At 73.6% G+C, this 2,552-nt stretch carries 1 protein-coding gene; it reads right to left on the reverse strand.

All coding sequences use genetic code 11. The features are described 5' to 3' along the window. On the reverse strand, nt 1-2,552 hold a 2,552-nt coding region (locus ACFYWM_RS44640), incomplete at both ends, for an SDR family NAD(P)-dependent oxidoreductase (RefSeq protein WP_389927964.1).

Below are 2,552 nucleotides of genomic sequence, written 5' to 3' on the forward strand. Positions count from 1 at the left end.
TCGAACAACCGCTCCAGATCCCACCCACGATCCACCGGAAACCCCGACACCGCGTCCCGGCCCGAAGCCACCAGCTCCCACAACTCCTCCGGAGAGGACACCCCACCCGGGAAACGACACGCCATCCCCACGATCACCACCGGATCGTCGTCGGTCCTGACCGGGGCGTCCGGTGCCGGGGCCTGCGCGGACGTGCCGAAGAGCTCGTCCGCCAGGTGGGCGGCGAGGCTCGCCGGGGTCGGGTAGTCGAAGACCAGCGTGGCGGGCAGGCGCATGCCGGTGGCGTCGCCGAGCCGGTCCCGCAGTTCGACCGCGGTGAGGGAGTCGAAGCCGAGGTCGCCGAACGCCCGATGGGCGTCGACGGGGCCGGCGTAGCCCAGCACCCCGGCGACGTTCCCGGACACCAGCTCCAGGAGTGCGGCGGCCCGTTCCGCGCCGGGGAGGTCGGCGAGCCCCCGGACGAGCGTGTCCGGCCGCCTCGCCGTACGCCGTAACGGTTGACGCGCCAGGTCGCGCAGCAGCGTGGGAACGTCGCCGGTGTGGGCGCGGAGAGCGGTCAGGTCGAGCGGCAGCGGGAGCAGGACCGGGTCGGTGGCGCCGACGGCGGTGTCGAGGAGTCTCAGCGCCTCCGCCGAGGACAGCGCACCGAACCCCGCCCGGCCCATCCGCGCCAGATCACCCTCACCCAGCCCACCCGTGATCCCGCTGCGCTCCTCCCACAACCCCCACCCCAGCGAAACCCCCGCCAACCCCTCGGCCCTGCGAAGCGCGGCGAGACCGTCCAGGAACGCGTTCGCCGCCGCGTAGTTGCCCTGACCCACGTTGCCGAAGGTCGCCGACGCCGAGGAGAACAACACGAACGCCGCCAGCGGCATCTCCCGGGTCAGCTCGTGCAGATACCAGGCCGCGTCCGCCTTCGGCCCGAACACCCGATCCAGACGCTCCGGCGTCAACCCACCGACCAACCCGTCATCGACCACCCCCGCCGCGTGCACCACACCGGCCAACGGCCGATCCAAACCCTCCAGCAACCCGCGCAACGCCTCCCGATCACCCACATCGCAGGCCGCGACGGTGACCCGGGCACCCAACGCCACCAGCTCACCCTCCAGCTCGGCGGCTCCATCGGCGTCGCGGCCACTCCTGCTCACCAGCAGCAGATCACGTACCCCATGCTCGGTGACCAGATGACGGGCCACCAGACCACCCAACGCCCCCGTACCACCGGTGACCAGCACCATCCCGTCGAGCTTCCAAGGGACCGGGAGCACCCGCGCCCGTACCAACCTCGGCGCGTACAGGGCGCCTTCGCGGAGGGCGAGCTGGGGTTCGCCGGAGGGCAGAGCGGCGGGCGGTTCGTCCCCCTCGGGCAGGTCGAGCAGGGCGAACGCGCCGGGATGCTCCAGCTGGGCGGAGCGCACCAGACCCCACACGGCCGCGGCCGCCGGATCCACGGTCTCGTCCGGGCGTACGGCCGTCGCGCCGCTCGTCACGATGACCAGCGGGCCGGGCCGTTCACCGGCCAGGTGGCCCTGCAGCGCGGCCAGTGTCTCCAGGGTCGCCGTACGGACCGAGGAGGGCATGTCGTCCGACGACGAGCGGACGCGCAACACCGTGGTAACCGGTTCCTGCTCGCCGGTGACGCGGGTCCACTCCGTGCGGAAGAGGGAGTCTGGCGCGCGGAGCTGTTCCCCGGAGACCGGCCGCAGGGTGAGCGAGCCGATCGACGCCACCGGCTCGCCGGTCTCGTCGGCCAGGTCCAGCGTCAGGGAGTCGGCGCCGGTGGGTACCAGCCGCACGCGCAGGCCGCCTGCTCCCACGGGCCGGAGCGTCACCTTCGACCAGGAGAACGGCAGCCGCACCTCCTCGACACGCTCGGGCGCGGCGGCCCCACCGGCGTGCAGGGCGGCGTCGAGCAGCGCGGGATGCACGCCGAACCTCGCGGCCTCGGCGCGGTCCCGTTCGGGCAGGCCGACCTCGGCGTACACCTCGTCGCCGCGCCGCCACACGGCGCGCAGCCCCTGGAACGCGGGCCCGTAGGCGTACCCCCGCTCGGCCAGCCGGTCGTAGAAGCCGTCGAGGTCGACGGGTTCGGCACCCGGCGGCGGCCAGTCGGCCAGGTCGGCGCGCGATTCGAGGATCCCGGGGCCGAGAAGACCGGAGGCGTGCCGCACCCAGGCGTTCTCACCGCTCTCCGGCCGGGAGTGGACCGCCACCGTACGCAGGTCCGAGCCGTCCGCCGCGCCCACGGACACCTGCACCTGGATCCCGCCGTGCTCGGGCAACGTGAGCGGCGCCTCCAGCGTCAGCTCCTCGATCCGGCGGCAGCCGACCTGCTCACCGGCCTTGAGCGCCAGTTCCACGAACGTGGTGCCGGGCAACAGGACCGTGTCCAGTACGGCGTGGTCGGCGAGCCAGGGCTGGTCGTCCAGGGACAGCCGTCCGGTCAGCAGCAGCCCGTCCCCGTCGGCCAGCGACACCGCCGCCCCCAGCAACGGATGATCCGCCGACCCCAGACCCGCCCCCGCCAGATCGGCCGACCCCGACGGCAG

Source organism: Streptosporangium sp. NPDC002721 (genome assembly GCF_042888905.1).
GTDB lineage: Bacteria > Actinomycetota > Actinomycetes > Streptosporangiales > Streptosporangiaceae > Streptosporangium.